Source organism: Pedococcus sp. P5_B7 (genome assembly GCF_054049895.1).
Genome location: NZ_JBFULM010000003.1, coordinates 1 through 26,053 on the forward strand (window position 1 = coordinate 1; position 26,053 = coordinate 26,053).

Genomic DNA, 26,053 nt, shown 5'->3' on the forward strand with positions numbered 1-26,053 from the left:
GGCACCTTCATGGGCGCCACGCTCTCGTCCGAGACCACCGCCGCCGCGACCGGCGCGGTGGGCGTCGTCCGCCGCGACCCGATGGCGATGCTGCCGTTCATCGGCTACAACGCCGGCGACTACTTCCAGCACTGGGTCAACCTCGGCAAGGACGCCGACGCGTCCAAGCTGCCGAAGATCTTCTACGTCAACTGGTTCCGTCGCGACGAGGACGGTGGCTTCCTGTGGCCGGGCTTCGGCGAGAACAGCCGCGTCCTCAAGTGGGCCATCGAGCGCATCGAGGGCAAGGCCGCCGCGGTCGAGACCCCGATCGGCCACGTGCCGACCCCCGAGTCGCTCGACACCGACGGCCTCGAGATGAGCGACGCCGAGCTCGAGCAGGCCCTCGCCGTCGACGCCGACGAGTGGAAGGCCGAGATCCCACAGATCGAGGAGTGGTTCGCCAAGTTCGGCGACACCCTTCCGACCCAGCTCCAGGTCGAGCTCGACGGCCTCAAGGCCCGCCTCGGCGTCGAGTGACGGTGAGCTAGCCCGTATGCCGCCCGCGCGGCATACGTCGAAAGGCCCGGAACCCCTGTGGTTCCGGGCCTTTCGCGTCGGTCAGGCTGACCCGCGAGCCTCGAGGACGGCGAGGTCCCGGATGGCGTACTGGTGGTGGTACCACTCCTCGTTGACGATGCAGCCCACGACGTCGGCGACGAGGAAGTCCCGCGACTCGGGGTAGCCGGGCTCGGCCACCGCGGCCGTCCGGCTCTCGACCTGGTCGTCGGTCAGCCCGTCGACGACCTCGCGCATCGTGGCCATCCGGTCACGACGCAGCTCGAGCACCTCGTCGAGCGACGGACGTGCCGTCTGGTCTCGGGGCACCGACGGGATGTCGGCCATGTCGTCGTGGGGCAGGTCGAGCGGGCTCCACGGCGAGGGATCACCCAGCAGGGCCCGACGGATCCACGCGTCGGTCGCGAAGACCAGGTGGCGCTGCGTCTCGATGAACGACCACTCACCGTCGACCCGTTCGTGGAGCCGCTCCGGGTCCAGGCGACGGGCCCGCTCGATCGTCTCGGACCACCGTCGCTCGAGGATGTCCCAGGCCTCCTGGAACTCCGCCGGCGTCCGCGGCCGCATCTTGGCGCGGTCCGGCTCCCGACGGTCGAGCTCGGACTCGACGAAGTCGGTGACGTCGACGCCGTTGACGGTGAGGCGCTCCACCTCACCCGTGATGTCGACGTCGACGACCTGCGAGCCGGTGATCCTCGCGCCCTTGAGGGCGACGTTCTTGAACCGTGCGCCGACCAGGTAGGTGTCGTCGAAGACGGCGTCGGTGAAGTCGAACCGGCGGAAGGTCTCGCCACGGTGGGTCGCGTCGAACCCGGGGTGCTCGTCGTGGTCGCTCATCGGGCGGGCCAGGTCCACGCGCCCGACACCGGCTGCCACCCGGGCGGCGGGTCCTCGCCGACCCGGCCGTCGACCGCCTCGCGGAGCAGGTCGGCGTGACCGGTGTGGCGGCCGTACTCCTCGACCATGTCGAGCAGCAGCCGTCGGAGGTTGGCGTGGTTGCCGTGCTCATCCTTCGCCTCGACCATGTGGTCGAGGCCCACGGCCAAGCCCGCATCGTGCAGGGCCTCGGCGACCCTGGCCCGCGACCGCCCGACCGCTGCGTCGTAGAGGGCGTAGAGCTTCTCGGGGGAATCCTGCGCCGCGGAGGCGAACTCCCAGTCATCGTCGTCATCCCACCCGTTGTCGTCCCACACGGCCTCCATCGGGGCGCCGCTCAGCTTGACCGTGAACTTGTGGTCCTCTGCGACAGCGAGGTGCTTGAGCAGCCCGCCGAGGGTCAGCGAGGACGCGCCGATCCGCGTGGTCAGACCGGTCGCGTCGAGGCCGTCGGCCTTGTAGCGGAAGGTCGCGCGCAGCCGTTCGAGCGCGCCGAGCACGGCCTCGGTCTCGTTGCCGGCCAGCGGGGGCTCCCAGGGGGCGTCGGTGACGGGGTCACTCGAGCTGTCTGTCGTAGCCATGTCTGCACGCTAGGGCTTGTTCCGGACGTTTGGCTTCCGCATGTCGTCCTACGCTGTCGCCATGCCGCCCACCGACACGAGCCCGACCGCTCGCGCGCTGCTGGCGCTCGAGCTCATCCAAGGCAGCCCCGGCATCAGCGCGGGCCGGCTGGCCGACCGCCTCGGGGTCACCGAGCGGGCCGCCCGACGCTACGTCGCGATCCTGCGCGAGGCCGGCATCCCTCTGGAGTCCCAGCGCGGCCCCTACGGCGGCTACCGCGTCGGGCGGGGGCTGCGGCTCCCGCCGTTGATGTTCGAGGCATCCGAGGCGCTGGCCCTCGTCATGGCCGTGCTCGACGGCCACCACGAGGCCGCGGACCCCGCCGACCCGGCCGGCAGCGCGCTGGGCAAGATCATCCGCGCGCTCCCCCAGCCCGTCGCCGCGCAGGCCGAAGCCGTCCGACGCGCCGCCGCACCGGCCCCCGACCGCGCCGCCGCCCGACCGAACCCGCAGACCACCACCGCCCTCGTCCAGGCGAGCATCGACCGCTCCCGCGTCCGCATCGGCTACCGCACCGAGGCAGGGCGTGAGTGGTCTCAGGAGGTCGACCCGTGGGCCGTGGTGGTGCGCCACGGCCGGTGGTACCTGCTGTGCTGGAGCCACGCCGCGAGCGCCCGTCGCGCGTTCCGCATCGACCGGGTCTCCGCGGTCGACCCACTCGCCGAACGGTTCGAGCCCCCGGCGGGCCTCGACCCCGTCGCCGAGCTCGAGACCCATCTGTCGGCCGGGTGGGAGTACGCCACCGACGTCGTCGTGCAGGCGCCCGTCGAGGCGGTGACGCGGCTGCTGCCGCGCGGGCTCGGCCGGCTCGAGGAGGGGCCCGAGGGCACCACCCGGTTGGTCGGCAGCACCAGCGCCCCTGACTGGTATGCCGCCCAGCTGGCTGCGCTCCCCGTCCCCTTCCGCGTCGTGAACGGCCCCGAGCTGCGCTCGGCCGTGGAGCAGATCGCGCGTCGCCTGTCTGACGCCGCGAGCTGACGCCCCCGGCGGCTCGTCGCGCTGCGATGCCACACGGCATACTCGCGGAGCATGGCGCAGAGCGACTCCCACCAACCGCACGGCGTGGTCTTCCCCGAGGTCGACGGCAAGCGCAGCACCTCCGCGCTCGGACGCGCGGTCGTGGCGGACGCGCTCCGGCCGGTCGACCCGGTCGGGGCCCAGGCTGCTGAGCGGGAGACCAACTGGCGGCAGGGCTACCTGACGCACTTCAGGCGGATGGTCGAGGCCGGCCTGCTGCGGGACGGCGAGGCGGCGGTCGACGTCGCCCGCGCGGGTCTCGACTCGCTGCACGGGCGGATGCGCGCCACGACTGCCGACGGCGAGGTGGCGCTCGACGAGGCGTTCACCGCCGGTGGCGGCACACCCCTGGGGACCGCCACGGTGCGGGGCACCGGAGCGCGGGCGACCGAGCTCAGCCTCCCGCTGCACGGCCAGCGCCTGCGCGGCGACGCCCTCCGACGGCAGCTCGACGACTGGACCACCCGGGGCATCATCGAGCCGTCCGCCGCCGAGGCGGTCCGCACCGTGCTGGCCAACCCCGACTGGCTCGACCTCAGCGACCAGCGGGTCGTCGTGCTCGGCGCCGGCGCGGAGATGGGCCCGCTGCGCTCGATCCTGTCGTGGGGTGGGCACGTCGTGGGGGTCGACCTGCCCCGCCCCGACATCTGGAAGCGCGTGCTCGACGTCGCCGCCGCGAGCGCCGGCACCCTCCACATGCCGGTGGCCGCGGACGCACCGTGGTCGGCCGGCGACCTCGCCGCCCACGCCGGCGCCGACCTGCTGCACGGGCTCCCGGCCGTCGCCGACTGGCTGACCGAGGTCGAGGGACCGCTCGTCCTCGGCAACTACGTGTATGCCGACGGGGCGACGAACGTGCGCGTCTCCACCGCCGTGGACGCCCTCAGCGTCGAGCTGATGAGGCGGCGGGCCGACGTGGCGCTCGCCTTCCTGGCCACCCCGACGGACGTCTTCGCGGTGCCGGGTGAGGCGGTCGAGCACTCCACCCGCAGCTACCGCGGCCCGTCGACGCCGATGCGGCTGGTGCGACCGGCGCTGCGGACGGTGAGCGGCGGGCGCCTGCTGCGACGCAACTACGCGCCGGGCACCGACCCCGGTCTCAACGACAGCCTGGTGCCGCAACAGGGGCCCAACTACGCGCTGGCCAAGCGGCTGCAACGCTGGCGGGCCACCGTCGCTCGCCGCGACGGCCGCACCGTGTCGCTCAACGTCGCCCCGCCCACCCGCACCCGCTCGGTGGTCAAGAACCGCGCCCTCGCGAGCGCGTACGCCGGTGCGCACCGGTTCGGCATCGAGGTCTTCGAGCCGGCCACGAGCAACACCCTGATGGCCGCCCTCCTCGTCCACGACCTGCGCACTGCACCGCACGCACCCACGACGCCGTGGCGCGAGGAAGCGGATGGCGCGGTGCACGGCGGGCTGTGGCGCACGGCCTACGACCCGCGCAGCGCGCTCGGCATCGCCGTCGTCCTGGGCCTGGGCTCGGCGCGCACCTGAACCCCGCCTCCCCCGCCTCCCCCGCCTCCCCTCCTAACCTTTGCTAGCAAGGTTCCTCGTTGAGGACGTCGGCAGACGGACGAGCGGCGCCCCTCCTTGTCGGAGGGACGCCGCTCGCGTGGGGGCTGGCCCGGTCAGGGGGTCCGGGTCAGGGTCTTGGTCAGCCGGCCTTTGCCGCCTTCACGGCGAGCACCGGGCAGTGCGCGTCGAGCAGCACCTGTTGCGAGGTGCTGCCGAGGAAGAGCTTCCCGACGGGGGTCCGACGTCGGACCCCGATCACGATGAGCCGCGCATCCCTCTCCTCGGCGACCCGCAGGATCGCCTCGGCGGGCGCCAGCTCGTCGGTCGACTGGACCACCTCGTGGGCGATCCCCGCGCCGCTGAGCTCGACATCGATCGCGTCGATGTCCGCGGGGCTCGCGAACGTCGAGCCCGCGAAGTTGCCGCTCTGGCCGGTGTTGACCACGACGAGCGTAGAGCCGTCGATCACGACCTCGTCCTTGGCCTTTTCGAAGGCGGCGATGCCCTCGGGCGTCGGGATGTAGCCCACGACGACCACGCCGCTCACGACGAACCGTCCACGCGCTTGGCACCGGTCATGATGGCCACGCCCTCACCCATGTCGTGCGTCTGCGGGGTGATGACACCGGCCCGGCCACCGAGCCGCTGGATGTGGATGCGGTCGGCGACCTCCCAGACGTGCGGCATGTTGTGGCTGATCAGGATGACCGACAGGCCACGGTCGCGCAGCTGCTTGACCATGTCGAGCACCATCCCGGACTCCTTGACGCCCAGGGCGGCGGTCGGCTCGTCGAGGACGACGACCTTGCTCCCGAACGCCGCCGCGCGGGCGACGGCCACGGCCTGGCGCTGGCCACCCGAGAGGGTCTCCACCGCCTGGCTCATGTTCTGGATGGTCTGGATGCCCAGGCTCTGCACCGACTGGCCGGCCCGCTTCTCCATGCCGTTCTTGTCGAGCATCCGCAGCACCGACCCGAGCAGGCCCTTGCGGCGCTCCTCGCGGGCGAGGTAGAGGTTGCTCGCGATGTCGAGGGCGGGGATGACGGCCAGCTGCTGGTAGACCGTCTCGATGCCCGCCTCGCGGGCGTCCTGCGGCTTCTTGAAGTGGACCGGCTGCCCGTTCAGCGTGATGTCGCCGGAGTCGGGGACGTACGCCCCGGTCAGGCACTTGATCAGTGTCGACTTGCCGGCACCGTTGTCGCCGATGACCGCGAGGACCTCTCCGGGGTAGAGGTCGAGGTCGACCCCGTCGAGGCCGACGACGCGGCCGAACGTGATGACGAGCTTGCGGGCCGAGAGGACGGGATCCTGGGCATAGATGCCCTCCTTGCCCGACGGGATGCCACCGTGGGCGACCTCCAGCGTGCTGGTGCTCATGCCTTCACCTTCCTGATCCACTGGTCGATGCCGACGGCCACGATGACGAGGACGCCTGTCGCCATGACGCGCCACTGCTGGTTGACGCCCATCTGGGACAGACCGAAGGCGAACGTCTGGACGATGAGGGCACCGATGAGGGTGCCGATGAGGCGACCCCGGCCACCGAAGAGGCTGGTGCCGCCGATGACGACCGCGGTGATGCTGGCCAGGTTGGCGTCGGGTGCCGCGTTGGGGGTGGCGGCTCCGGCTCGTCCGATGAGGATCCAGCCGGCGATGCCGTAGACCAGGCCGGCCACCGTGTAGACGGCGAGCAGGATCCGCTTGCTCGGCACACCCGAGAGGCGGGCCGACTCGGCGTCGTCACCGACCGCGTAGACGTAGCGTCCCCACGCGGTCTGCGAGAGCACGAACCCCATCACGGCGTAGATGAGGATGACCACCACGATGCCCCAGGTGAGCCGGAACTGGCCGATCGCGAACCCCTCGCCCAGGAAGTTGAGCAGCCGTGGCAGGTGGTCGGCCTGGATGCTCTCACCGCCGGAGTAGAGCAACGCAACGGCCGTGAAGATGCTCAGCGTGCCGAGGGTGACGATGAACGGCGGGAGGTTGATCCGCGTCACGAGCAGGCCGTTGAGGAAGCCGGCTCCCGTCGCGAGGACGACCCCGATCGCCAGCGCCAGGACGGCCGGCATGCCGCCGTCCTTGGCGAGCGTGGCTGTCACCATCATCGAGAGCACCATGATCGCGCCGACCGACAGGTCGATGCCGGCCGTCAGGATGACCAGCGTCTGGCCCACCGCGAGCGCCGCCACCACTGCCGTCTGCTGGAGCAGGATGCCCATCGAGTTGGCGGTCAGGAACGTGGGCGTCGCGATGAAGAACACCAGGAACGTCACGAGCAGCAGGAAGAGCGGGCTCAGCCACGGCTTGCCGTGCAGCTGGTGCTGCACGCGCTGGAGGGGGGACTGCTGCCGCCGAGCGAACTCGGCGGCAGCAGAGGTGACCTGGGTCGACATGGTCAGTTGCCCCAGCAGATCTTGGCGCCCTCGTCAGAGGTGATGCTGTCGACACCGTCAGCCTTCTTGTCGGTGACGAGCGCGACGCCGGTGTCGAAGAAGTCGAGGCCGGGGGAGACCTGCGGCTTCTCGCCACCGCGGGCGATCTTGGCGATGGCCTCCATACCCAGCGTGGCCATCTTCAGCGGGTACTGCTGGGCCGTGGCACCGATCACGCCGCTCTTGACACTGCCGACGCCGGCGCAGCCACCGTCGACCGAGACGATCAGCGCGGTCTTGCCGGCCGCCTTGAGGGCCGCGTTGGCACCGACCGCGGTCGGCTCGTTGATCGTGTAGACCACGTTGATGTTCGGGTTCTTGGCCAGGCACTTCTCCATGGCCGAGCGCCCACCGTCCTCGGCGCCCTGTCCGGCCTCGTTGCAGGCGATCGTGTAGTCGCCGCCCTTGCCGCCGGAGTACTTGCCGGTCTTGGCCTCGTCGCCGTTCTTCTTGCCGTCGGCCACGTCGATGCCCATGCCCTCGAGGAAGCCCTGGTCACGGTTGTAGTCGACCGAGACGATCTTGTCGTCGAACAGGTCGAGCAGCGCGATGACCGCAGGCTTGCCGTCGAGCTGCGCCGCGGCCCACTGGCCGTCGAGCTTGCCGGCGTTGCGGTTGTTGGTCGCGAAGGTGATGTCGACGGTGTCGGCCGGGTCGGGCGGGGTGTCGAGGGCGATGACGAACAGCTTGGCGTCGCGCGCCTTCTTCATGGCGGCGTTGACGCCGGTGCTCATCGGCGTGATGAGGATGCCCTTGTCGCCGCGGGCGATGGCGTCCTCGATCGCCGTGATCTGGCCCTGGTCGTCACCCTCCTGCTTGCCGGACGCGACCGTCAGCTTGACGTTGTTCTTGGCGGCGTCGGCCTTGGCGCCCTTCTGCATGGCGACGAAGAACGGGTTCGTGGAGTCCTTGGTGATGAGCGTGACGCCGACGGCGGCCTCACCGCCGCCACCTCCGCCGGTGTCGGCGCCGCCACGGTTGCACGCGCCGAGGGCGAGGGCAGTCGAGGCGGCGAGGGTGACCGCAAGGGTGCGGCGGAAGGTGGGGGTCTGCAGAGTGCTGTGACGCATGGTGTCTCCCATCTCGTGCGGCGCCGGTGCCGCGTGACAACGTTGTCAAGAGCGTTTCTAGTCTTCAGTTGTGCTTTTGTCAACAGTTCCTGTACAACTGCAGACGTGATCGTGACATCGTTGTCAAAGGGAGATACTCGACGTCCCCGTGCCACCATGCGCGAAGTGGCGGCTCTCGCGGGCGTGAGCCTCAAGACGGTGTCACGCGTCGTCAACCGCGAGTCCGGCGTCTCGGCCGACGTCGTGACGAGGGTGGAACGGGCCGTCGCCCAGCTCGGCTACCGGCACAACCTCGCAGCGAGCAACCTGCGCCGCGGACACGGCAAGACGGCCATGGTCGGCGCGCTCCTGCAGGACGTCAGCAACTCGTTCTCGTCCAGCCTCCTGCGCAGCCTCGAGGACGAGGCCCGCGACCGCGACGTGGTCATCGTGGCGTCGAGCCTCGATGAGGAGCCCGAGCGCGAGCGCGCGCTGGTCGAGGGCCTGGTGCGCCGACGGGTCGACGGCCTGCTCCTCATGCCCGCGACCGATCGTCACGACTACCTCGCCGACGACCTGCGCAGCGGTCTGCCCATCGTGTTCGTGGACCGCACCCCCAACGGCATCGACACCGACTCTGTCACGATCGACAACGCCCGTGGCTCGCGGCTCGCGGTCTACCACCTGGTCGCCCATGGACACCGGCGGATCGCGTTCCTCGGCGACCTGCCGACCATCCAGACGGCGCGCACCCGGCACGAGGGCTTCGAGGCCGCGATGCGCGCGCGACACATCCCGCTCGACCCGTCGAGGATCATCACGTCGCTGCGCTCGGCGGAGGACGCGGAGGCTGCTGTCCACCGGCTCCTCGACAGCACCGAGCCCCCGACCGCGATCTTCGCTGCGCGAAACTCGTTGGCAGTCGGCACGATTCGAGCACTGCACAGGCTCGGCAAGGCAGGTCAGATCGCCCTGGTCGGTTTCGACGACTTCCCGTTGGCTGACATCGTCGACCCGCCGCTGACCGTGATCCGACAGAACGTCGGCGCGATCGGGGCCGAGGTGGCCCAGCGCCTCTTCGCCCGGATCGACGGCGACACCTCACCCCCTCGTCACGTGGTGCTGGCTCCCGAGCTGGTCGAGCGCGGCTCGGGCGAGATCCGCCCCTGACGTCAGAGCCGCTGGCTGAGCTGGCGCTGCGAGGCCGAGGGCCGCACCGACCCACAGACCGGCACCATGCTGAAGTCCTTGCGCGCCAACGGTTCCACGTTCCGGTATGCCGTGCTCGCGGCCGTCGTGGTCCGCCGTCGCACCCAGCGCGCCACGGCACTGCCCGGCAGGACGGCCACGTGGATCATGGCGTGCCCGCGTTCGGGTCAGTGGACGCCTGCTGCACCGAGCCCGAGCCGCCCTGGCCGGGACCCTGCGGCAGCTGGGTGCCCTGCTGGGTGCCCTGCTGAGTGCCCTGCTGAGTGCCCTGCTGGGGGAAGCCGCCCGGCTGGCGCCCTCCCGGCCCGAAGCCACCCTGCTGGACCGGGCCGCCGCTCTGGGTGGTTCCTGGCGGGATCGCGGCAGCGGCGGCCACCGCGCCCATCGAGGAGAAGCCGATGGCGAGCGCCGCGGCGATCGCGGTCTTGCGACCACTCCAGGTGGGCGGGTTGAGGGCAGGTGCGGTGTCCGGTGCTCCAGGCGACTCGACCGGCTCGGCGTCGGCCGGGCCGGCCACGGCGGGCGCGGGGGGCGCGGGGGCGGTGGGCGCCACGGCCGGCTCCCGCGCGGCATACGGGAGGGTCTGGGTCTGCGCCCACACGAGCTGCGGGGCGGTGTCGTCGGTGCGCGGGGTCGTCATCGGTTCTCCAACGTCGATGGGAAGGTGGTCGGATCCGACTCTCGGTAGCGACGCTGTGGCGATGCTGTGGAACGGGTATCGGACGGCTGAGCATCCGGCACAGAGGGCTCACAGGATTCGCACAGGAGATCCGAGGGCGCCGCACATCGTTCCGGTGTTTCCTAGGACCATGAACACGAAGCAGTCAGCCTCCGCCAAGCTCCAGCGCCTCGACGGCTCCCCCGTCCGCGTCCTCGTCGTGGACGACGAGAACAACCTCACCGAGCTGCTGGGGATGGCGCTGCGCTACGAGGGCTGGGAGGTCCGCACGGCGGCCACCGGTGTCGCGGCGGTCCGGGCAGCCCGGGAGTTCCAGCCCGATGCGGTCGCCCTCGACATGATGCTCCCCGACTTCGACGGACTCGAGGTGCTGCGCCGGATGCGTGGCGACAACCCGAACGTGCCCGTGCTCTTCCTGACGGCCAAGGACGCCGTGGAGGACCGCGTGGCCGGCCTGACCGCGGGCGGCGACGACTACGTCACCAAGCCGTTCAGCCTGGAGGAGGTGGTGGCTCGGCTGCGCGCCCTGATGCGCCGCACCGCCGTCGTCACCGACGAGTCCGACTCCGTGCTGGTGGTGGGTGACCTCAGCATGGACGAGGACAGCCACGAGGTGACCCGGGCCGGCGAGCCGATCAACCTCACGGCCACCGAGTTCGAGCTGCTCCGCTACCTGATGCGCAACCCCAAGCGGGTGCTCTCCAAGGCACAGATCCTCGACCGCGTGTGGAACTACGACTTCGGCGGCCAGGCCAACGTCGTCGAGCTCTACATCTCCTACCTGCGCAAGAAGATCGACGCGGGTCGCGAGCCGATGATCCACACCATGCGTGGCGTCGGGTACGTCCTCAAGCCCGCAGCATGAGCCCTGCCGCCGCGGTCGGCTCTGCTCGATCGAGCCTCAACCCGGCCACCTGGACCCTGAGCAGGAAGCTGGTCGCCACGGTGGTCGGGCTGTTCCTCGCCATCACCCTCGCCACGTCGTCCCTGACCGTGGTGCTGCTGCACGACTTCCTCGTCGGCCGTCTCGACCAGGACCTCCAGTCGACCCTCGTCCGGGCCGGCGGTCCCCGCTCCAACGACGGGCGGGGACCCGGCCCCGGCGGAGGAGGCCCCCTCCCCGGCGGCGGCGGCCAATCCCTCACCCTGGTGGTCCGGGACAGCCTCGTCAGCGTCAACCGGGTCGAGCACGACGAGACGACCGGCACGCTGACCACTGCGCAGGTCAGCGCCCTGCTGGCCGCCGGCATCGGCACGAACCCGAAGACGGTCGAGATCGAGGGGCTGGGCACCTACCGCTTGGCGTCGGCCCACGAGAGTGATGGCGACACGGTCATCTCGGGGCTGCCCACGGGCGGCGTCACCGCGACCATCAACCAGGTCATCACGCTGATGGTGGGTGGCACCGTCATCGGCTTCATCCTGGTGTCGGCCGGCGGGCTGTGGCTGGTGCGGCGCAACCTGGCTCCCCTCCAACGGGTCGCCCACACCGCGACCAAGGTCTCCAACCTCAAGCTCGACTCCGGCGACGTCGCCCTCGCCGAGCGGCTCGCCGACACCGACACCGACCCCCGCACCGAGGTCGGCCAGGTCGGCCTCGCGCTCAACAACATGCTCGACAACGTCGAGGGCGCGCTGCAGGCACGGCACGACAGCGAGCAGCGGGTGCGACAGTTCGTCGCCGACGCGTCGCACGAGCTGCGCACTCCCCTCGCCTCCATCCGCGGGTATGCCGAGCTGTCCCGGCGCGAGCGCGAGCCGGTGCCCGCGTCGGTCACGCACGCGCTGTCGCGCGTCGAGTCCGAGGCGTTGCGCATGCAGGGACTCGTCGAGGACCTCCTGCTGCTGGCCCGGCTGGACGCCGGCCGACCCCTGGACCGCGAGCCCGTCGACCTGTCGCTCCTCGCGATGGACGCGGTGAGCGACGCCCACGCCGCCTCCCCCGACCACCGCTGGGAGCTCGACCTGCCCGACCAGCCCGTCGAGGTGACCGGCGACTCGGCTCGTCTGCACCAGGTCGTCGCGAACCTCCTGGCCAACGCGCGCACCCACACCCCTGCGGGCACCCGCGTGATCATGTCGGTCAAGCCCGACGGGCAGTGGATCAGGCTCAGCGTGTCGGACGATGGCCCCGGCGTGCCGGAGGCGTTGCAGCGCAACGTCTTCCAACGCTTCACCCGAGGCGACGACTCGCGCAACCGGGCGTCCGGCTCGAGCGGCCTCGGGCTCTCGATCGTCGACGCCGTCGCCAAGTCGCACGGCGGCAACGTCGAGCTGTCCTCGAGCCCCGGCGACACCACCTTCACGGTCGCCCTACCTCGAGGCTGAGTCGGGCGGTCCGCAACCAGGCCGGACTCATCACCGGGACTCAGGAGCACCACAGGGCTCGCACAGGGCCCGGCCCGACCGTAGGGGCATGGACACGATGACCCTCCACCGCGACGCCGCCGGCCAGCCCGAGCTGCCCGCGCGCCCCACCACCCCCGTGCAGGCTGGCCCGGCCGAGCCGACGACGCCGCGTTGGATCCAGCGCCTCTGGCGCGGCCCCGACAGCGACCCGTCCTGGGCCCGCCCTGCACTCCTCGGCCTGCCCCTCGCGACGGCCCTCTTCTACTTCGCCAACCTCACCTCGAACGGCTACGCGAACTCGTTCTACTCCGCCGCGGTGCAGGCCGGCAGCGACAGCTGGAGGGCGTTCTTCTTCGGCTCGTCTGACGCGGGCAACTCGATCACCGTCGACAAGCCGCCCGCCTCGTTGTGGGTGATGGCCCTGTCGGTGCGGGTGCTCGGGCTCAGCTCCTTCAGCATCCTCATGCCCGAGGTGCTGATGGGCGTTGCCACGGTCGGCGTCGTCTACGCGACGGTGAAGCGCCACTTCGGCGCTGCCGCCGGGCTCATCGGTGGCGCGGTCATGGCGCTGACGCCGGTGGCCGTCCTGATGTTCCGGTTCAACAACCCCGACGCGCTGCTCGTCCTCCTCATGGCGCTCGGGGCCTGGGCCACGATGAAGTCGATCGAGCAGGGCTCGGCCAAGTGGTTCGCCATCGTCGGCGTCTTCATCGGCCTCGGCTTCCTGACCAAGGCGCTGCAGGTCCTCCTCGTCGTCCCGGCCTTCGGCCTCGCCTACGTCCTGTTCGCCGACACCACCCTCCGCCGTCGCATCACCGGTGCCCTCATCGGGAGCGCGGCCATGGTCCTGTCCGCGGCCTGGTGGGTGGCGATCGTCGAGCTCATCCCCGCGAGCCTGCGCCCCTACATCGGCGGGTCGCAGGACAACTCGTTCCTGTCGCTCACCTTCGGCTACAACGGCCTCGGCCGGATCAGCGGCAACGAGACCGGGTCGGTCGGCGGCGGCAACGGCTGGGGCGCGACCGGCCTGGGGCGCATGTTCAGCTCGTCCATCGGCGGCCAGATCTCCTGGCTCATCCCGTCGGCCCTCATCCTCCTGGCCATCGGCCTCTACCTGCGGGGCCGGGCCCCGCGCACGGATGCCCGCCGCGCGGCATACGTGGTCTGGGGCGGTTGGCTGCTCGTCACGATGGTGACGTTCTCGCTGATGGCCGGCATCTTCCACGAGTACTACACGGTCGCCCTCGCGCCCGCCATCGCCGCCCTGGTCGGCATGGGTGCCGCGGAGGCCTGGGAGCATCGACACAGCTCGGTCGGGTCGATCGCCCTCGCAGTGGCGACCGCCGCGGCCGCCACCTGGTCGTTCATCCTGCTCTCGCGGACCGACTGGCAGGGCTGGCTGCGGATCTTCGTCCTCGCGCTCGGCCTCGCCAGCGCCCTCCTGCTCCTCGCCATCACGCAGCTGCACCGCCGGTTCGTGCCGGTGGTGATCGCCGGTGCCCTCGTGGCGGCGCTCGCCGGGCCGGCCGCCTACAGCGTCCAGACCGTCGGCACCGCGCACACCGGGTCGATCGTCACGGCGGGTCCGGCGGTGGCCGGCGGCCGAGGCGGCGGTATGCCGGGCGGTGGCCCGGGCGGCTTGGGTGCACCTCCGCAGGGCATCACCGGCGGGCCACAGGCCGGCACCGGCACGACGGGTGGCACGCGCGCCGGTGGCATGGGCGGCCTGCTCAGCGCCTCGACGCCGAACACCGAGGTCGTCTCGGCCCTCTCGGCCGGCGCCAGCTCCTACCGCTGGGTCGCCGCCGCCATCGGGTCGCAGAACGCGGCCGGCCTGCAGCTCGGGACCGGCCTGCCGGTGATGGCCATCGGTGGCTTCAACGGCAGTGACCCAAGCCCGACCCTGGCGCAGTTCCAGCAGTACGTCGCCGACGGCGACGTCCACTACTTCGCCAGTGGGGGGTCCGGCGGTGGCCGCGGTGGCGGGCTGGGCAGCTCGGGCACCGGCACGCAGATCTCGGAGTGGGTGGCGGCCAACTTCACCCAGGTCAGTATCGGCGGATCCACCTTCTACGACCTGACTCAGCCGTTGGCCTCCAGCGCTGGTTCAGCGACCACCAGCACCACGCAGACCACCTGAGGAGAGCCGAGATGACCGCCCCCGTGCTCGACGTCGTCATCCCCGTCCACAACGAGCAGCACACGGTCGCCGCCAGCGTCCGCCGGCTGCACGCCCACCTGGCCGAGACGTTCCCCTACCCGTACCGGATCACGGTGGCGGACAACGCCAGCACCGACGCGACGGTCGCCGTCGCGTCGGGGCTCGCGGCGGAGCTCCCGGGCGTGGCCCTGGCGCGTCTGGCGGAGAAGGGACGGGGGCGCGCGCTCAAGCAGGTGTGGCTCGCCTCCGACGCACCGATCCTCGCCTACATGGACGTCGACCTGTCCACCGACCTCGACGCCCTGTGGCCGCTGGTCGCGCCACTCATGTCGGGGCACTCCGACCTGGCCATCGGGTCACGCCTGGCCCGGGGCTCACGGGTCGTCCGGGGAGCCAAGCGCGAGGTGATCTCGCGCTGCTACAACCTCGTCCTCAAGGCTGCGCTCGGGGCCGGGTTCACCGATGCCCAGTGCGGGTTCAAGGCGATCAGGGGCGACGTGGCAGCCGAGTTGCTGCCGCTGGTCGAGGACCCCACGTGGTTCTTCGACACCGAGCTGCTCGTGCTCGCCCAACGCTCGGGCCTGCGCATCCACGAAGTGCCCGTGGACTGGTTCGACGACCCCGACTCGCGGGTCGACGTCGTCACCACGGCGCTCGACGACCTGCGCGGCGTGCTCAGGCTGCGCCGGGGCCTGGCGTCCGGACGACTTCCCGTCGCGGACATCGCCGCACGGATCGGCCGCCACGACCCGTCCGCCGGGACGTGGCGGCAGGTCAGCCGGTTCGCGGCGGTGGGACTCGTGTCGACGGTCATCCACCTCGGCTTGTTCGCGTCGCTCGCGTCGGTGGCGTCCTCGACCCAGACGGCCAACCTGGTCGCCCTGCTCGTGGCGACCGTCGCCAACACCGCCCTCAACCGACGGTGGACCTTCGGCATCCGCGGCGCCGGTCGGCTCCGGTCACAGCTGCAGGGGATGGCCGTCTTCGGCATCACCTGGCTGATGACCGCGGGCGCGCTGGCGCTCCTGCACGCAGCGGTCAGTGCGCCGTCGACCGCCGTGGCGACCTTCGTCGTCGGCGCTGCGACGGCCGCCTCGACGGTCGTGCGGTTCGTGGCGATGCGGTCGTGGATCTTCCGCCGGGAGCCGCGGTCCCCGCAGGGTCAGTACTCGGTGACGATGAACGAGCCCGCGTCGTCCTCGAACACCACGATGCCGGTCCAGTCGAAGCCGTCCACGGAGCCGTGGCAGACGGTGACCAGCCCCTGACCGACCTGGGAGCGCTCGGGACACACGATCTCGTCGACGGACCCGCCGTCGTCCTCGATCGCGGCGACGAGCGAGTCCTGGAGAGCCGAGTAGCTCGCGCCCTTGTCGACGACGGTCACCTCGCCGGTGAGGACGTAGCCACCGCCGGACATGACCGGCCCGACGAAGAAGAACGCGGCCATCGCCACGACAGCCAGCAAGGCGAGCCCACTCATCACGAGCGCCGTGACCGCCAGCCCGTTGCCGCCCTTGGGAGCCGGCGTGAACGGTGCGTACTGCCCGGGCCCGGGTCCCTGCGCGGCATACCCCGTCTGGTGGACCGGTGCCCACGCCTGGGGGTTGGGCGGCTGGGACTGCGGTGGGTAGTCCGGCTGGGGCTGGTACGCCGGCTGGGACTGGTACGCCGGCTGGGACTGGTACGCCGGCTGGGACTGGGGCTCCGGCTGGGACTGGTGGCCGGGCGGGCCGAACGGGTTGGACGGGTACGACATGACGCTCCTTGGCTCGGTCGCCCACAGGATGCCCGAGCCCGGCGGATCTCGCCTGCGGATCGCGGCAAACGGGGCCGGACGCACGGGCGTTCACTTCGAACGGTCGACGGACTCCCCGTCGGGCACACCCGAAGCAAGGCCCGACGAAAAGCGTGTCGGGCCTTGCTTCGGGTGGCGGAGACGGAGGGATTTGAACCCTCGATGGGCGATAAACCCAAACCGCATTAGCAGTGCGGCGCCATAGACCGGACTAGGCGACGTCTCCTCGCCCGGTCGATGGAGCAACCGAGCCCGCACAGGGTATCTGCACCCCCTCGACGGGAGCAAAGCGACCCTGTGCGGAAGCCGCTGGGCTGCGCTGGCTAGGTCAGCTGCAGATGTCCTGGTCTGCGGTGCGCGCCTTGATGGTCTCGCTCGGGCCGGTGCTCGGCGTGGCAGACACCGTCGGCTTGGGGAGCGGTTGGGTGCCGAGGCGGTTGGGGATCTCGACGGCCTTGGGCGAGCCGACACCCATGCTCAGCTCGAGCGTCGTGCTCAGGCTGTCGTCCTCGCGCAGCTGCGCCCCCGGGTAGACGGCCGCGACGGTGCGCGCCGCTTCCTTCTGCCCCGGGCCGTAGCGGACCACGACACCGTCGGTGCTCTTGTTGCCGGTGATGTACGACGAGACGTTGAAACCCTGCACCTGGAGCTCCGCGGCTGACTGCTTGGCCAGCCCCGCGATGCCCGAGTCGTTGCTGACCCGCACGTTGATCCGGTCCGGGGAGACGGTCAGCGCGGGCCCGGTCGTGGTGGGCGACCCGGTGGCCGTGGTGGTGCTCGAGGGCACCTTCGTACCGGGCAGCGGCTTGTCCGTGCGGAGCGCCTTCCAGATGGTGTCGGCGCTGGAGGTCCACTGGACGCGGTTCGGGTCGGGGGCGTAGGCCTCGGTCGGGAGCTTCACGAACCGGATCTGGTCGGTGCCGATCCTCTGCACGCTCTGCGCGATGTCCTTCATCTCACCGACGTTCAAGCCGTTGTCGGTCGTCATCGCCGAGGTGGTGGCGTTGAGGAAGCGGAAGAGCTTGTCGGGGCGCAGCAGCAGCGACGACTTGGTCGCCTCCTGGATCACCGACGACAGGAACGCCTGCTGGCGGTCGATCCGACCCAGGTCCGACCCGTCACCGATGTTGTGGCGCAACCGCACGTAGGCCAGCGCGTTCTTGCCGTTGACCCTGCTCTTGCCTGCCGGGAGGTCGAGGAAGCTCTGGCGGTCCTTGACCGCCTCGGGGAGGCAGACCGTCACGCCCCCGAGGGCGTCGACCATGCTCTGGAACCCGCGGAAGTCGATCACGACGAAGTGGTCGATGAAGACGCCCGTGAGTCCCTCGAACGTGCGGATGGTGCAGGCCGGCCCGCCGAGCGTGAAGTTCTGGTTCCACTGCCGGACGACGCCGTTCTCGACCTTGTCGTTCTTGTTCTTGCAGTCGCGCGGCGCCATCGTCATCGAGTCACGCGGGATCGACACGACGATCGCCGACTTGCGGTCGGCGGAGAGGTGGACGATGAGGTTGGTGTCGGAGCGGCTGCCTGCCATGCCGTACTCGGTCTGTCCCTTGCCGAGGTTGGTGCCCTCACGGCTGTCCGAACCCATCACGAAGATGTTCAGCGGGGCCAGGTTGGTCTGCGCGTCCGTGGTGGCCTGCGGCTTCGGACGGTCACCGAGCGCACTGCTGATGTCGAGGCGGTGGATGTTGCCGTTGAGCTTGACGTAGGCGGCGACGCCGAGGACGAGAGACACCACGAGGAGGCCGGCGACGCCGAAGGCAGCGCGACGCAGCCACGGGTGACGATGGTGCTTGGCGGTGTGGCGGTCGGACCGACGCCGGGGGACGTCGGTGGTGCTGCGCGTGCCGTCGGCGGGGGCACCCGTGCTCTGGCCGGGGATGTCGTCGCCGGGCGCAGAGCCGTTGGTGGGCTCGCTCACGTATACCTCTCTGATTCCTGAAAAGGCCACCCCTGCAGGTGGCCGGGCGACGAATCGCCCCCGTGAGTGTACGGGCGCTTCCTGAGTGTTCGGCCTTCTGCGTCCTGTCCCCCAGACGCCACACCAGCCCGCTGGGTTGTCCAGGGGTGACAAATGGGACGAAGCAGCAACAGGTGAGGTTGGATGGACGCATGAGGCAACGCGCAGTCGTGGGGGGAATCACCGCCGTCGTCCTGGTCGCAGCAGCGGCCGGGGCTGGTCTGTGGTGGCGGCACACCGAGGCGGAGAAGGCGCTCGACGCCGCCGCCAAGGAGGAGGTGGCGGCCTTCGCCACGTCGTGGGCGGGGCGCTCGTTCACCAAGCCGGGCATCCTCTTCACCGGCACCACCAGCGACGTCGTCCAGGCGGAGTTCACCAAGGCCACCGCCGGTCTGGGCACCGGCCCGGTCAAGGTCACCGCCGACGGGGTGCGGCGCACCGGCGACCGCGCGACGGCCACGGCGCACGTCTCGTGGACCCTGGCCGGGGGCGTCGTCTGGTCGTACGACGTGCCGGTCACCGCCGAGCGCGCCGCGACCGGCGGACGCCGCTGGGCGATCACCCTGCCGAAGGACCACTCGCAGTGGCACCCGCAGCTCAAGACCGGCGCCACCCTGACCGCCAACCGCACGTGGGGCGAGCGCGGCACCCTGCGCGACCGTGACGGGCAGGCCCTGACCCCGATCGGGAAGGTCTACCCGGTGCAGATCGACCCGTCCCGGGCGACCGCCGCCACCGTGCGCGAGCTCGAGCAGATCGTCGACGAGCCGGCCGGGTCGCTCGTGGCCAAGCTGGCCGCCGCGACGAAGGCCGGCAGCAAGGCTCCGATCCCCGTCATCACCTACCGCCAGTCCGACTTCGACGAGCGCAAGGCCGCCCTCGACGCGCTCAAGGGCGTGATCTACCCCGCCCGCGAGCAGCCGCTGGCCAAGACGCGCACCTTCGGCCAGCCGTTGCTCGGCTCCTTCGGCGCCGTGAGCGCCGAGCTGATCGCCAAGTCCAAGGGCCGGTATGCCGCGGGCGACTACGCCGGGGTCAGTGGCCTCCAGGGGCAGTACGACGCGGTGCTCGGTGGCACCGCGGGAGTGCAGGTCACCTCGAGCGCCGAGCCGGACACGGCCTTGTTCGCCAAGGACGCCGTGCCCGGCAAGGACGTGTCGACCACCCTCTCCCCCAGGGTGCAGGACGCCGCCGAGAACGCGATCGCCTCGACCGGCGACGTCCCCTCGGCGCTCGTCGCGGTCGACGTGAAGACCGGTGACGTCCTGGCCTCGGCCAACTCCCCGGCCCTCGGGTTCGACCGGGCCATGACCGGTCACTACCCGCCCGGGTCGGCGTTCAAGATCGCCACGACCTACTCGCTCCTGAGCTCGGGCAAGGTCACGCCGGGGACCTCGGTCACGTGCCCCAAGACCTTCGTGGTCGACGGCAGGTCCTACAAGAACTTCGAGGGCGAGTCACTCGGGACCCCCGACTTCACCACCGACTTCGCGCACTCCTGCAACACCGCCTTCGTGCAGCTGTCGACCAAGCTGGGCAACGACGACCTGGCCAAGGCCGCGGCGACCCTCGGCCTCACGGGGTGGGCCAAGACCCTCGGTGTCGCCAACGCGTTCGACGCGAGCATCCCCGACAACAACGGCAAGACCGACAAGGCGGCGGCCGCCATCGGACAGGGTCGCAACGTCACGTCGCCGCTGGCCCTGGCGGTCCTCGCCGCCAACGTCGCGCGTGGGTCGACCATCGCCCCCGCCCTCGTCACGGACCCGGCCGTCGACGGTGCCGACCGGACCGCCAAGCCCCTCGACGCGAAGGTCGTGGGCCAGCTCCGGACGCTGATGGGTGAGGTCGTGAGCAGTGGCACCGCGACGGTGCTCAAGGGGACGCCCGGCGGCATCGTCCGCGGCAAGACCGGCACCGCGGAGTTCGGCGCCAAGAACCCGCCGGAGACGCACGCGTGGTTCGTCGGCTACCAGGGCGACGTCGCGTTCGCGGTGCTCGTCGAGAAGGGCGCCAGCGGTGGCAGCGTCGCCGCGCCGGTGGCCAAGGACTTCCTCACCGCCCTCGCCGCCGGCTAGCCCCAGCGTCGCAGATTCATGCAAAAGGCGAGTTAGCGCCGGGCGACGCGGCGCTAACTCGCCTTTTGCATGGGATGGCGCCACGCGGCATACCGGGACGCGACAAGGCCCCCACCGGTGGTGGGGGCCTTGTCGGAAGACTGTGGGTTGAGCAGTCCTCGGGTCAGATCGGGCGAACGGCGTCAGCCTGGGGACCCTTGGGTCCCTGGGTGACCTCGAACTCCACGCGCTGCGCCTCGTCCAACGAGCGGTAGCCCGAGGACTCGATCGCCGAGTAGTGGACGAACACGTCCGGGCCGCCGCCGTCCTGGGCGATGAAGCCGAAGCCCTTCTCAGCGTTGAACCACTTAACGGTTCCCTGTGCCATGGGGTAACTCTTTCTTTTGTAGCCATTGGGAATCCGCACTTCGCGGAACCCAGGCTGCCGTACACACCCCCACGGACGAGACATGCCCGCCCTCAGACCAACTGCCACCTAAGAAGGCGAATGCCCGCTCTGATGGTGCTAGGGCGGGCACTTCGTCGACCTTGCGAGGAACTGCTTGATGCAACCCTGAGAAACGCTAGCACGCAGGATGGGGACCGCGTGAGGTCCTCCGAGGTCAAATTCTCGTCAGATCACCAACTCACGCTACCTCCCCAACTCACGCTCAGCCGGGGCGCTTCCACGGCCAGCTGCATCCAAACCGAGGCCTCGGAAAGCCACCTCAACGAACGTGTCAGCCGTTTGGACTTATTGTGGTTCGGGGGTATTTGCGCAGGTCAGCGGTGGTGCCATCGTTCGATCACTACTCGCGCTCTGCTTCGTTCGTTCTTGGGGGACGTCCATGTCACTGTCTGCACCATCACGTCTGATGGCGGTCTTCGCTGCCGCCAGCCTCACCTTCTTCTCGGCCGGGTCGGCCCACGCCGACGTGGTCACGCCCGATGGCGATACGGTCGCCTCGGCCACAACCGATCTCGTCGCCACCGCGTGCACGCTCCCGGTCACCAGGTCGGGCCTCGTCGAGGTGAAGCGCACTGGCGGGTCGAACACGTCCCACTACCTGCCCGGGGAGACGCTGACCATCGCGATCACCGACGGCAGCAGCCAGGTCACGACCACCCTCGTAGGCGACCCCGTGGTCGTCCCCGACGGGTTCACCGCCAACGGCGCGAGGCAGGCATTCACCTTCCCCGTCAGCACCACCATCTCCTCCGGGGCGGCGACCGGCAACACGACGGTGTCGGTCAAGGTCACGTCCAACGCCTACCCGGCCGGCGACACCGGCACGTTCGGGGTCTCCTGGAACTGCGCGAGCAACCTCGCACCCGTGATGACGCTGGCCGGTGTCACGGCAGGCGGCAGCTACGAGTTCGGTTCCGCGCCGACGCCGACCTGCACGTGGACGGACGACCACGACGGCTCGGGCAGCGTCACGCCCTCCGTGACGGCCCTGAGCGGACCTCGCGCTTCCGCCGGGCTCGGCAGCCGGACGGTCTCCTGCTCCTACACCGACGCCGGCGGCCTGCTCGGCACCGCGACGGCGACCTACTCCATCGTCGACACCACCGCACCGTCGCTCTCCACGGTCTCCAACGTGACCGTCGACGCGGTCGACTCAGCCGGCGCTCCGGTCACCTACACCTCGCCCACGGCGACCGACGCCGTCGACGGCAGCCGCCCGGTCTCCTGCCTGCCTGCCTCGGGTTCCACCTTCCCGATCGGCAGCACGACCGTCACCTGCTCGGCCACTGACCTGAGCGCCCACTCGGCCAGCACCACCTTCAGTGTCTCGGTGGCCGACCACACGGTCCCCGTCGTCACCGTGCCCTCCGACGTGACGGTCGGCGCCACCAGCCCCGCCGGTGCAGCGCACTCCTTCACCGCGACTGCGACGGACAACGTCGACGGCTCACTGCCGGTGAGCTGCACCCCTGCATCGGGCAGCACCTTCCCGTTCGGCGCGACGACTGTCACGTGCACGGCCAAGGACGCGGCCGGCAACACCGGCACGGGTTCGTTCGTCATCACGGTGCAGGACAAGACTGCCCCCAAGGTGACCGTGCACGAGCCTGAGGCGGTCGAGGCCACCGGGCCGTCCGGCGCCCAGGTCGACTGGACCGCGGCCACTGCCCTCGACGACGTCGACGGCGACCGCGCGGTCGACTGCGACCACAACTCCGGGGACACCTACCCGGTGGGTGAAACCACGGTGAAGTGCACCTCCAAGGACACCCACGGCAACACGGGGTCGGCGACCTTCACCGTCACGGTCGAGGACACCACGGCTCCGGCCCTCACAGTGCCGGCCAACATCATCGCCGAGGCCACCAGCCCGGCGGGTGCCGTCGTCGACTGGTCGACCTCCGCCAGCGACATCGTCGATGGAACCGTAGCGGTGGAGTGCGACCCCGCCTCGGGCACCCAGTTCGCACTCGACACGCCCACCACGGTGAGCTGCTCGGCCACGGACGCCCACGGCAACACGGCCGCGGATTCCTTCAAGGTCGACGTCAAGGACACGACGGCGCCCGAGCTGCCCACCCTCAAGTCGGTCACCGACGAGGCCACCGGCCCAGACGGTGCCACCGTCACGTATGCGGTCGGTCTCGCGTCCGACCTCGTGGACGGCGACGTCAGCGTCGTCTGTGCACCGGCCAGCGGCTCGCTCTTCGCCCTCGGTGACACGAGGGTCGACTGCTCCGCGACCGACATCCGCGGCAACCCCGGCACGGGCCACTTCACCGTGACCGTGGAGGACACGACGCCGCCGGTGTTCAACGACGTCTCCGTCGAGACCGAAGAGGCCACCGGGCCGAACGGTGCGCCGGTGTCCTTCGAGGCGACGGCCACCGACCTCGTCGACGCGTCGCCAGACGTCGTCTGCGACCCGGCATCCGGTTCGGTCTTCGCCCTGGGCGCGACCCAGGTGACCTGCACTGCGAAGGACTTCTCCGGCAACTCGGTCGACAAGACGTTCACGGTCAACGTCGCCGACACGACTGCCCCGGTGGTCGGGGCGGTGGCCAGCCAGACGATCGAGGCCACCTCGGCCGCTGGCGCGGCACACAGCTGGGTGGTCCCGACCGCGACGGACCTCGTAGACGGCACGCGACCGGTGACCTGCGACCAGGCACAGGGTTCCACCTTCCCCCTGGGTGACACCGTCGTCACCTGCTCGGCGACGGACCTGAGCGGCAACACCGGCACAGCCGAGTTCACCGTCACCGTGGCCGACCGCACCGGACCCAGCTTCGGCAGCGTCTCGAACCGCACCGCCACGGCGACGTCCGCCGCCGGCGCGGTCGTCACCTATCCGAAGCCGCAGGCCACCGACCTGGTCGACGGGGCCACCGCGGTGACCTGCACCCCGCCGAGCGGCAGCACCTTCCCGCTCGGGACGACCAACGTCAACTGCACGTCGACCGACCACGCGGGCAACACGAGTGCCGTGTCCTTCACGGTCACGGTGTCGGTCGGCTGGAGCGGCGTGCTGGCGCCGGTCACCGAGGGTGGGACCTACAAGCAGGGCAGCACCATCCCGGTGAAGTTCGCGCTGACCGGCGCTTCGGCCGGCGTCACGAACCTGCAGTCCACTCTGTGGATCCGCAAGGTCTCCGCACCGGCAGCCGGCACCACGCCGGTGGCGGTGTCGACCTCGGCGGCCACCACCGGGAACCTGTTCAGGTACACCGATGGGCAGTACCTGTTCAACCTCAACACCAAGCCGCTCCAGGTCGGCACGTACGAGCTGCGGATCGACCTCGGTGACGGAGTGCCGCACACGGTGACCATCACCCTGCGGTGAGCTGAGGAACGTGGCGACGGCCGGAAAGCCAGGGGGCTTCCGGCCGTCGTCGCATCCCCAGCGGGTCCGAGAGGGTCCGTGGGCCGGCGCGTACTACGTACCGCGTACGGCGCGGACCGGCGCGCGGTCGCCGCGGATGACCGCGACCATGTCGACCACCCGACGGGTGGCGCGCACGTCGTGGGCCCGGAACACCGTGGCACCCAGCCAGGCGGCCACGGCGGTCGCGGCCAGCGTGCCCTCGAGCCGGTCATCGGCCTCGAGCCCGAGCGACTCACCCACGAAGTCCTTGCGGGACAACGCCTGCAGGATCGGGAAGCCCAGCTCCGCCACCTCCGCGGTGTGCCGGAGCACCTCCAGGGAGTGCACGGTCGTCTTGCCGAAGTCGAGCGTGGGGTCGATGAGGATGCGGTCCTGGGGTATGCCGGCCTGCCGGGCCGCGGACGCACCGTCGGCGAGCGTGCGGAGCACGTCACGGACGACGTCGAGCGGGTCGGTCCCGTAGGTCACCTTGACGGGATCGGTGCGCGGCGGGAGGCCACCGGTGTGGGAGCAGACGACCCCGGCCCCGATCTTCGCCGCGACGTGGACGAGCTCGGGATCGTGGCCGGCCCAGGTGTCGTTGACGAGGTCGAGGCCGTGCCGCCCCGCCTCCTGCGCCACCTCGGACCGCCACGTGTCGAGGCTGAGTGCGAGGTCGGGGTAGGCCGCCCGGGCGTGGGCCAGGAAGGGGATGACGCGGTCGATCTCCTCCTGCGGTCCGACCACCTCGCCCTGCTGCCCGGCGCGCACCCCGCCGATGTCGACGATGTCAGCACCGGCCGCCACCGCGACCTCGAGGGCGCGCTTGGCCGACTCGAGGTCGGCATGGCGGTTGCCGGCGAAGAAGGAGTCACTGGTGCGGTTGATGATCCCCATGACCGCGGGGCTCGACGCGTCGAACGTCCGGCCGCGCAGACGCAGGGGTGGCGTCCGCGGTAGGTCGAGGGGGCGCGGCTCGGGGAGGCTCACCCAGCCATCCTCGCACCCGGGTCGGGCGGGCAGAGACCACCCGTTCGGACCACGCCTTCTGCGCTCGGTACTCAGGCGCGAACCCGGGCGGATGCACCACCATGAGCCATGGCCACCCCCACGACGCCCGCCGCGCCCACGACACCCACGACGCCCACGACGGCACCGATCCGCCGCTGGATCGTCCGCGTCACCATCGGCTCGTTCTCGCTCGCCGCCCTCCTCGGCATCATCGCCCTCCTCGGCGGTGGTGACTTCGGAGAGACGGAGGGCCAGGTCCTGCTCACCACCCTGCTGGTGGGCGTGGTCAGCATCGCGGTGCTCTGCTACCTCACGACCGCGGGCCGGAGGTCGCAGCCCGTCGGGGTCGCGGGGGGTGTGGTCGTCCTCGTCCCGCTCGTGACCGGGCTCCTGCTGATCTGGCTCGACTCGCACGACGGGCTCGACGAGGCCTGGGTCAAGACCTTCGCGATCGGGGCGATCGTGGCCGCCACCCTCGCCCAGACCTGCCTGCTGCTCGCACCCGGCGAGAAGGCCAACACCCTGGCTCGACGGATGCTGCTCGGCACCATCGGCCTCGCCGCCCTCCTGGCCCTGATGACCAGCATGCTGGTGCTCGGCGTCGACCCCGGTGAGGACACCTTCTACCGCGCGGTCGGCATCGTCGCCATCCTCGACGTCCTGGGCACGGTGGTGGGAGCGGCCCTGATGAAGTTCGGGCCCGGCTCGACCGACGACCACGGCTCCTCCGCCACGACCCTCGACGTGCCGCCGGACCTGGCGGCCGCGCTTGCCGAGCGGGCCGCTGCGACCGGCCGGTCCCGCGACGAGCTCGCGGTCGAGATCCTGCGCAGCCACCTCGACGCGACGCAACGCCAGGACTCGCCGCTCTAGCCCGACTTGTTTCGCACCGTCCTCACCAGACCTGCCCAGCGGCCCC

Annotated in this window: 23 protein-coding genes and 1 tRNA gene; 11 read left to right on the top strand and 13 right to left on the bottom strand. The window is 70.8% G+C overall.

The features are described 5' to 3' along the window. Positions 1-519, top strand: a 519-nt coding sequence (locus ACXJKD_RS09055) for a phosphoenolpyruvate carboxykinase domain-containing protein (protein ID WP_457254179.1), incomplete at its 5' end; no start/stop codon positions are given. Positions 520-600: 81 nt separating this feature from the next. Here the strand turns inward: ACXJKD_RS09055 and ACXJKD_RS09060 are convergent. Then, positions 601-1,395, bottom strand: coding sequence for a DinB family protein (locus ACXJKD_RS09060; protein ID WP_457254180.1), 795 nt, complete (start codon positions 1,393-1,395; stop codon positions 601-603). Then, positions 1,392-2,015: a mycothiol transferase gene (locus ACXJKD_RS09065; protein WP_457254181.1), complete on the bottom strand. Its 624-nt coding sequence runs from the start codon at positions 2,013-2,015 to the stop codon at positions 1,392-1,394. The genes ACXJKD_RS09060 and ACXJKD_RS09065 overlap by 4 nt, the downstream gene beginning before the upstream one ends. Before the next feature lie 61 nt (positions 2,016-2,076). Between ACXJKD_RS09065 and ACXJKD_RS09070 the strand changes: the two genes are divergently transcribed. Together ACXJKD_RS09070 and ACXJKD_RS09075 are read left to right on the top strand one after the other, a co-directional pair. Beyond that, positions 2,077-3,033 carry a helix-turn-helix transcriptional regulator gene (locus ACXJKD_RS09070; RefSeq protein WP_457254182.1) on the top strand — a complete coding sequence of 319 codons (957 nt, stop codon included), beginning with the start codon at positions 2,077-2,079 and terminating at the stop codon, positions 3,031-3,033. A 51-nt stretch (positions 3,034-3,084) separates the two neighbouring features. Further along, positions 3,085-4,569: a hypothetical protein gene (locus tag ACXJKD_RS09075; protein WP_457254184.1), complete on the top strand. Its 1,485-nt coding sequence runs from the start codon at positions 3,085-3,087 to the stop codon at positions 4,567-4,569. A 160-nt stretch (positions 4,570-4,729) separates the two neighbouring features. On the opposite strand, the gene ACXJKD_RS09080 is transcribed toward ACXJKD_RS09075, so the two are convergent. The 4 genes from ACXJKD_RS09080 to ACXJKD_RS09095 are packed head-to-tail and all read right to left on the bottom strand — an operon-like array spanning position 4,730 to position 8,095. Then, positions 4,730-5,137 (bottom strand): universal stress protein, encoded by a 408-nt coding sequence (locus ACXJKD_RS09080; RefSeq protein ID WP_457254186.1) that lies wholly within the window; start codon positions 5,135-5,137, stop codon positions 4,730-4,732. Next, positions 5,134-5,967 carry an ATP-binding cassette domain-containing protein gene (locus ACXJKD_RS09085; RefSeq protein ID WP_457254187.1) on the bottom strand — a complete coding sequence of 278 codons (834 nt, stop codon included), beginning with the start codon at positions 5,965-5,967 and terminating at the stop codon, positions 5,134-5,136. Before ACXJKD_RS09085 ends, ACXJKD_RS09080 begins: the two co-directional genes overlap by 4 nt. Then, a complete protein-coding gene (locus ACXJKD_RS09090; protein ID WP_457254188.1) occupies positions 5,964-6,986 on the bottom strand; it encodes an ABC transporter permease in 1,023 nt (340 codons plus the stop codon). Before ACXJKD_RS09090 ends, ACXJKD_RS09085 begins: the two co-directional genes overlap by 4 nt. Before the next feature lie 2 nt (positions 6,987-6,988). Continuing rightward, entirely contained in the window at positions 6,989-8,095 is a 1,107-nt protein-coding gene (locus tag ACXJKD_RS09095; RefSeq protein ID WP_457254189.1) for a substrate-binding domain-containing protein, read from the bottom strand. A gap of 156 nt (positions 8,096-8,251) precedes the next feature. On the opposite strand from ACXJKD_RS09095, the gene ACXJKD_RS09100 reads away from it, so the two are divergent. Next, positions 8,252-9,244, top strand: coding sequence for a LacI family DNA-binding transcriptional regulator (locus ACXJKD_RS09100; protein ID WP_457254190.1), 993 nt, complete (start codon positions 8,252-8,254; stop codon positions 9,242-9,244). Between the two features lie 2 nt (positions 9,245-9,246). Here ACXJKD_RS09100 and ACXJKD_RS09105 read toward each other — a convergent pair whose 3' ends face one another. Next, the gene (locus tag ACXJKD_RS09105) at positions 9,247-9,432 is read right to left on the bottom strand and encodes a hypothetical protein (protein WP_457254191.1); all 186 of its coding nucleotides are present in this window, start codon (positions 9,430-9,432) and stop codon (positions 9,247-9,249) included. After that, positions 9,429-9,923: a hypothetical protein gene (locus ACXJKD_RS09110; protein WP_457254192.1), complete on the bottom strand. Its 495-nt coding sequence runs from the start codon at positions 9,921-9,923 to the stop codon at positions 9,429-9,431. Before ACXJKD_RS09110 ends, ACXJKD_RS09105 begins: the two co-directional genes overlap by 4 nt. A 169-nt stretch (positions 9,924-10,092) precedes the next feature. Between ACXJKD_RS09110 and ACXJKD_RS09115 the strand changes: the two genes are divergently transcribed. The 4 genes from ACXJKD_RS09115 (at position 10,093) to ACXJKD_RS09130 (ending at position 15,740) form a co-directional block, all read left to right on the top strand. After that, entirely contained in the window at positions 10,093-10,827 is a 735-nt protein-coding gene (locus ACXJKD_RS09115) for a response regulator transcription factor (RefSeq protein ID WP_457254193.1), read from the top strand. Continuing rightward, on the top strand, positions 10,824-12,290 hold the full coding sequence (locus ACXJKD_RS09120; RefSeq protein WP_457254194.1) for a HAMP domain-containing sensor histidine kinase: 1,467 nt from the start codon (positions 10,824-10,826) through the stop codon (positions 12,288-12,290). The genes ACXJKD_RS09115 and ACXJKD_RS09120 overlap by 4 nt, the downstream gene beginning before the upstream one ends. 88 nt (positions 12,291-12,378) lie before the next feature. Further along, complete coding sequence (locus tag ACXJKD_RS09125) at positions 12,379-14,451, top strand: ArnT family glycosyltransferase (RefSeq protein WP_457254195.1); 2,073 nt, start codon at positions 12,379-12,381, stop codon at positions 14,449-14,451. A gap of 11 nt (positions 14,452-14,462) precedes the next feature. After that, entirely contained in the window at positions 14,463-15,740 is a 1,278-nt protein-coding gene (locus tag ACXJKD_RS09130) for a glycosyltransferase (RefSeq protein ID WP_457254196.1), read from the top strand. Here ACXJKD_RS09130 and ACXJKD_RS09135 read toward each other — a convergent pair. The 3 genes from ACXJKD_RS09135 to ACXJKD_RS09145 all read right to left on the bottom strand — a co-directional run bounded on the left by ACXJKD_RS09135 (position 15,635) and on the right by ACXJKD_RS09145 (position 18,194). Continuing rightward, on the bottom strand, positions 15,635-16,231 hold the full coding sequence (locus tag ACXJKD_RS09135; protein ID WP_457254197.1) for a hypothetical protein: 597 nt from the start codon (positions 16,229-16,231) through the stop codon (positions 15,635-15,637). The two genes, ACXJKD_RS09130 and ACXJKD_RS09135, sit on opposite strands and share 106 nt — an antisense overlap. 172 nt (positions 16,232-16,403) lie before the next feature. Further along, positions 16,404-16,496: transfer RNA gene (locus tag ACXJKD_RS09140), tRNA-Ser, on the bottom strand. A 102-nt stretch (positions 16,497-16,598) separates the two neighbouring features. After that, on the bottom strand, positions 16,599-18,194 hold the full coding sequence (locus tag ACXJKD_RS09145; RefSeq protein WP_457254198.1) for an LCP family protein: 1,596 nt from the start codon (positions 18,192-18,194) through the stop codon (positions 16,599-16,601). A gap of 191 nt (positions 18,195-18,385) precedes the next feature. On the opposite strand from ACXJKD_RS09145, the gene ACXJKD_RS09150 reads away from it, so the two are divergent. Further along, the gene (locus ACXJKD_RS09150; protein WP_457254199.1) at positions 18,386-20,311 is read left to right on the top strand and encodes a penicillin-binding transpeptidase domain-containing protein; all 1,926 of its coding nucleotides are present in this window, start codon (positions 18,386-18,388) and stop codon (positions 20,309-20,311) included. A gap of 163 nt (positions 20,312-20,474) precedes the next feature. On the opposite strand, the gene ACXJKD_RS09155 is transcribed toward ACXJKD_RS09150, so the two are convergent. Continuing rightward, positions 20,475-20,678 carry a cold-shock protein gene (locus tag ACXJKD_RS09155; protein ID WP_056882965.1) on the bottom strand — a complete coding sequence of 68 codons (204 nt, stop codon included), beginning with the start codon at positions 20,676-20,678 and terminating at the stop codon, positions 20,475-20,477. A gap of 487 nt (positions 20,679-21,165) precedes the next feature. On the opposite strand from ACXJKD_RS09155, the gene ACXJKD_RS09160 reads away from it, so the two are divergent. Beyond that, positions 21,166-24,102, top strand: coding sequence for an HYR domain-containing protein (locus ACXJKD_RS09160; RefSeq protein WP_457254200.1), 2,937 nt, complete (start codon positions 21,166-21,168; stop codon positions 24,100-24,102). A gap of 93 nt (positions 24,103-24,195) precedes the next feature. On the opposite strand, the gene folP is transcribed toward ACXJKD_RS09160, so the two are convergent. Then, complete coding sequence (folP, locus tag ACXJKD_RS09165; RefSeq protein WP_457254201.1) at positions 24,196-25,113, bottom strand: dihydropteroate synthase; 918 nt, start codon at positions 25,111-25,113, stop codon at positions 24,196-24,198. Positions 25,114-25,221: 108 nt separating this feature from the next. Here folP and ACXJKD_RS09170 point away from each other — a divergent pair, with 108 nt between their 5' ends. Next, positions 25,222-26,007, top strand: coding sequence for a hypothetical protein (locus tag ACXJKD_RS09170; protein WP_457254202.1), 786 nt, complete (start codon positions 25,222-25,224; stop codon positions 26,005-26,007). The last annotated feature ends 46 nt before the right edge of the window (positions 26,008-26,053 follow it).

Excerpts from the sequence above, each read along its gene's own strand:
- ACXJKD_RS09060 (WP_457254180.1), bottom strand. The coding sequence starts at position 1,395 with ATGAGCGACCACGACGAGCACCCCGGGTTCGACGCGACCCACCGTGGC.
- ACXJKD_RS09065 (WP_457254181.1), bottom strand. The coding sequence starts at position 2,015 with ATGGCTACGACAGACAGCTCGAGTGACCCCGTCACCGACGCCCCCTGG.
- ACXJKD_RS09070 (WP_457254182.1), top strand. The coding sequence starts at position 2,077 with ATGCCGCCCACCGACACGAGCCCGACCGCTCGCGCGCTGCTGGCGCTC.
- ACXJKD_RS09075 (WP_457254184.1), top strand. The coding sequence starts at position 3,085 with ATGGCGCAGAGCGACTCCCACCAACCGCACGGCGTGGTCTTCCCCGAG.
- ACXJKD_RS09085 (WP_457254187.1), bottom strand. The coding sequence starts at position 5,967 with ATGAGCACCAGCACGCTGGAGGTCGCCCACGGTGGCATCCCGTCGGGC.
- ACXJKD_RS09090 (WP_457254188.1), bottom strand. The coding sequence starts at position 6,986 with ATGTCGACCCAGGTCACCTCTGCTGCCGCCGAGTTCGCTCGGCGGCAG.
- ACXJKD_RS09095 (WP_457254189.1), bottom strand. The coding sequence starts at position 8,095 with ATGCGTCACAGCACTCTGCAGACCCCCACCTTCCGCCGCACCCTTGCG.
- ACXJKD_RS09100 (WP_457254190.1), top strand. The coding sequence starts at position 8,252 with ATGCGCGAAGTGGCGGCTCTCGCGGGCGTGAGCCTCAAGACGGTGTCA.
- ACXJKD_RS09105 (WP_457254191.1), bottom strand. The coding sequence starts at position 9,432 with ATGATCCACGTGGCCGTCCTGCCGGGCAGTGCCGTGGCGCGCTGGGTG.
- ACXJKD_RS09110 (WP_457254192.1), bottom strand. The coding sequence starts at position 9,923 with ATGACGACCCCGCGCACCGACGACACCGCCCCGCAGCTCGTGTGGGCG.
- ACXJKD_RS09115 (WP_457254193.1), top strand. The coding sequence starts at position 10,093 with ATGAACACGAAGCAGTCAGCCTCCGCCAAGCTCCAGCGCCTCGACGGC.
- ACXJKD_RS09120 (WP_457254194.1), top strand. The coding sequence starts at position 10,824 with ATGAGCCCTGCCGCCGCGGTCGGCTCTGCTCGATCGAGCCTCAACCCG.
- ACXJKD_RS09125 (WP_457254195.1), top strand. The coding sequence starts at position 12,379 with ATGGACACGATGACCCTCCACCGCGACGCCGCCGGCCAGCCCGAGCTG.
- ACXJKD_RS09130 (WP_457254196.1), top strand. The coding sequence starts at position 14,463 with ATGACCGCCCCCGTGCTCGACGTCGTCATCCCCGTCCACAACGAGCAG.
- ACXJKD_RS09135 (WP_457254197.1), bottom strand. The coding sequence starts at position 16,231 with ATGTCGTACCCGTCCAACCCGTTCGGCCCGCCCGGCCACCAGTCCCAG.
- ACXJKD_RS09150 (WP_457254199.1), top strand. The coding sequence starts at position 18,386 with ATGAGGCAACGCGCAGTCGTGGGGGGAATCACCGCCGTCGTCCTGGTC.
- ACXJKD_RS09155 (WP_056882965.1), bottom strand. The coding sequence starts at position 20,678 with ATGGCACAGGGAACCGTTAAGTGGTTCAACGCTGAGAAGGGCTTCGGC.
- ACXJKD_RS09160 (WP_457254200.1), top strand. The coding sequence starts at position 21,166 with ATGGCGGTCTTCGCTGCCGCCAGCCTCACCTTCTTCTCGGCCGGGTCG.
- ACXJKD_RS09170 (WP_457254202.1), top strand. The coding sequence starts at position 25,222 with ATGGCCACCCCCACGACGCCCGCCGCGCCCACGACACCCACGACGCCC.